Origin of the sequence: uncultured Tateyamaria sp. (assembly GCF_947497045.1) — a bacterium.
Classification (GTDB): Bacteria; Pseudomonadota; Alphaproteobacteria; order Rhodobacterales; family Rhodobacteraceae; genus Tateyamaria.
The window spans coordinates 1-3,406 of the sequence record NZ_CANMEU010000035.1; the positions used below are offsets into that span (position 1 = coordinate 1).

A 3,406-nucleotide genomic window follows, 5' to 3' on the forward strand; every position below is an offset into this window, starting at 1 on the left:
CCAAGGGTTACGATGAGCGAAAGACACTCCCTTAGCAAAACAATGCTGTCTGTCTCAAAGGCCGTGACGGGTTACAAAACGAAACGTTCTAATGAAGGTAGGCTGTTACGACAATTGGTTCCAAAGCTGGGGCGGCGAAGACGATGATTTGGCTTACAGACTTCAGCAAAACGGCGTATCGTTTCGTCTGTCGCGGTCAGCAGGATCAATACACCTGCCCCACTCCAAAGATGAGGAAACCAACGAGGCGTCTGGGATAAGAAATCTCGAATACATCTATAGGAAATTCGGCGACCCAATCATTCACGAGCGGATTATCAAGGGTTGGGAACTTGTAAATATGCCCAAAGCAGGCGAATGAAATGAAATCCAAAAAGCAACTAAACATCTTTGCTCTCGCAATACCACTGTTCTTTGAAACAGCGGTTAATCTGGTCCTCTACATTACGGACACGTTTTTCTTGAGCCAGGTATCTGATATCGCGGCTGGCGCAGTTGGAGCGCTGGTCCCGGTACTCGGGTTGGTCGTTTTTGGATATCAAGCGTTCGCCCAAAGTGCTTCAAGTGTTGCGGCGCAGTTCCTGAGTGCGGGAAGCAACGCACTCGCTACACGATCTTGCTACGTACTCATATTCATGTCCGCTACAGCGGGGCTTGTTTTTAGTGTCTTGTTCTACCTTCTGGCCGATTTTGTTGGGCCGGCCCTAGGGTTAAGTGACATTGCATCAGGCCACACATCCAATTACTTGTTATTACTTGGTCCTTTTCTGTTCATTCAGTTTTTGCGAATTGGCTATGGTGCCATATTGTCCTTTAGAGGTCTACCGGCATGGCCAATGACTGCATCGTTTATGACCGCCGGTCTAAACGTGGTGCTCAACGCTCTCTTTTTGTCTGACAGCGGTTTTCTTGCCAGCTTTAACGGTGTGGAGAAAGTAGCAATTGCCACGATATTGGCGCAGATGCTCGGATTACTGGTGGTGGTAGTAAAGGTTCATTCACTGGCAGCCTTTAGAGACAAATCACTTCAGCGAAATAAGCAGCCAACCCACGAAATCGCTCGATCCATGCTTGCCGTAGCCATGCCTTCGACCGTCGAGCCAGTTTCAACAGAGTTCTTGTTCATTGCGCAAATCGTGATTATCGCGACCTTTGGTGACGCAGCCTTGGTAGCTCATACATACGCATTCAACATATCACTGCTCGTTGTCGTCATCTCGACTTCGCTAGCGTTGGCAACGCAGATAATTGTATCTCATGCAATCGGTTCTAAGAACTTCAACGAAGCATACTCCGTTGCGATTTCGTACTTTAAATTGGTGCTGATTATCGGTTTTCTTGCAGGCCTTTCGCTATGGTATTTCGCCGAGCCCATAGTTTCCGTTCTCACAACGGATAGAGAGGTTATTGAAATTGCATCAACACTACTGCTCATCAGCCTTGTGGTTCAGATCGGCGTGGCCGCAAACCTAGTGTGTGGCATGGCTTTAAGAACAACCACCGACTCCCGATACTCGGCAGTAATGGGCTTCCTCGTGATGTGGCTCGTCGGGCTTCCGGCAATGCTGTTTTGCGGCCTTGTGCTGCAAGCTGGCGTGGTCGGTGTATGGGTTGGGAAGAGTGTTGACGAAGGTGTAAGGGGATACTTGCACGTGAGACGGTGGTCGAAAAAAATCTGGGTGGAGAAAGCCGAGCGACTGCAAAGTCGGCATGATGTTTTGCCCGATACGACTAAGCCGGTTGAACAGGTTGAGCTATGCAAAACCAAGGGAATCTAGCCCCGAGGATGCACACCTACTGGCTCGGAGAACGCACGGAGACACCGCGCGGGCAGAAAACAATAGAGCCACGGGAGTTGGGCAAACACTATGATGTCGTTTATTTGGCTTTCGGACTAGTTCGTCCTGAGAATGTAGTTTCTCTTGATTTCTTATGCTGGAAACACTGGGATCGGGACAGTTTGCAAACCCAAATTAGAGAACTCCAGGAACAAGATACTGAGGTCATACTGTCTATTGGCGGTTGGGGTGGTAATTCTTGGTCATCGGTCAATGACGTAGAAATGCTGGCAGACCGACTGGTCCAAGTGGTTGTGGACTGGAAGTTGGATGGGCTCAGCATAGACTTTATGGGTGACAGGGACCTACATCACTTCACCGTGGATGAACCCAACAAGGAGACTGTTTACTACCTCCCTGAACTTAGCCGACTGCTGCGGGAAAGGCTCCCTAGAGAGGCGCGACTTATCCTTTCAACCCATGACGTATCTGACTTCGTTTTGGGCAGCATTGCACTATTCGACTGGGTTCTCAGCATAGACTACAAAACCAGCCCACAGAACTTCGACCGATTGACCAAACACTCTCAGAACGTCAACGGGCCTCCTGTCGTCATCGGGATAACTTTACAGGATCCATTCATGCCTCTCGACACGGCCAAAGCGCTTGTCTTGCATGCTATGAAGAATGGCTCGCCCTCATCAGTCTTCTGGGTGGCAAATGAAGATCACCACGACTTTACTGGCCTAAAAACAAACTCATACGCTGAGATGGCAAATGACACACTCCCAGTCAGATAGAAGTAACGTGGCTGATGCCGACAGCACTCCAAATACACTCTGGAAACTGTTCTCGGAGACGGTCGAGAAGCATCCCAATCAAAGCGCGGTGGTATTTGAAGATGCTATTCTCACAAGATATGAACTCTATGAACGTGCGTCAGTCATAGCCAGCAACTTAGCTAATAGCTCCAATGTAGCAATCCTGCTCCCGCCATCAATTGACTTTGTAGCATCGATTTTGGCCTGTTTAAAGGTCGGCGCTCCTTATGTACCGCTGGAATGCGACGATCCTGTGGAACGCCTGAACCAAATTGTTGCGGCCAGCCGGGCAAAAACCATAATTTCTACTAGCAGCGTTTCTCTAGAAGGCCTTTCGATAGGCGGGAGCGAGCTAGTCTTGGTCGATTCATTGGTTGCGAAAGAGCCATCAGCAGCTCCCAAACGCACCGACGACGTGCCCTACATAATTTTTACGTCTGGCTCAACAGGTAAGCCTAAAGGTGTCATGGTCACAGCCGAAGGGCTGGTTTGTTACTTGAACTCGATCCAAGAGCGGCTGAACTTGAGTTCTGAATTCACATTTCTTCACGCAACGACGCTTAGCGCTGACCTCGGAAACACAGTATTGTTCCCTCCACTGGTGTTCGGCGGAACACTTCACCTGTTGAGAAGAAGAGATGCTAGAGACGCACAGGTCGTCACAAACTATATTGCCAAACACGGAATTGATGTAGCGAAGATCACACCTTCACATGCGGCAATGCTCGAAGGAGTGTCCGTCATCAAATGGTTTGAGACAGATGGCGGTTTGACTTTGAGGAGTCGTCGCTCATCTGGGCTTAGTTA

At 49.2% G+C, this 3,406-nt stretch carries 4 protein-coding genes; all 4 read left to right on the forward strand.

Features of this window, described 5'->3' with window-relative positions:
• Positions 1–91: 91 nt before the first annotated feature.
• The gene (locus Q0859_RS21595; RefSeq protein ID WP_366523243.1) at positions 92–361 is read left to right on the forward strand and encodes a galactosyltransferase-related protein; all 270 of its coding nucleotides are present in this window, start codon (positions 92–94) and stop codon (positions 359–361) included.
• Between the two features lies 1 nt (position 362).
• Positions 363–1,778, forward strand: a complete 1,416-nt coding sequence (locus Q0859_RS21340; protein ID WP_299155157.1) for an MATE family efflux transporter — start codon at positions 363–365, stop codon at positions 1,776–1,778.
• 8 nt (positions 1,779–1,786) lie between these two features.
• Positions 1,787–2,578 carry a glycosyl hydrolase family 18 protein gene (locus Q0859_RS21345; protein WP_299155162.1) on the forward strand — a complete coding sequence of 264 codons (792 nt, stop codon included), beginning with the start codon at positions 1,787–1,789 and terminating at the stop codon, positions 2,576–2,578.
• 7 nt (positions 2,579–2,585) lie between these two features.
• On the forward strand, positions 2,586–3,406 hold an 821-nt coding region (locus tag Q0859_RS21350; protein ID WP_299155165.1), incomplete at its 3' end, for an AMP-binding protein.

Bases quoted from the DNA above. Each gene is read 5' to 3' on its own strand.
- Q0859_RS21345 (WP_299155162.1), top strand. From the start codon at position 1,787: ATGCACACCTACTGGCTCGGAGAACGCACGGAGACACCGCGCGGGCAG.
- Q0859_RS21595 (WP_366523243.1), top strand. From the start codon at position 92: ATGAAGGTAGGCTGTTACGACAATTGGTTCCAAAGCTGGGGCGGCGAA.
- Q0859_RS21340 (WP_299155157.1), top strand. From the start codon at position 363: ATGAAATCCAAAAAGCAACTAAACATCTTTGCTCTCGCAATACCACTG.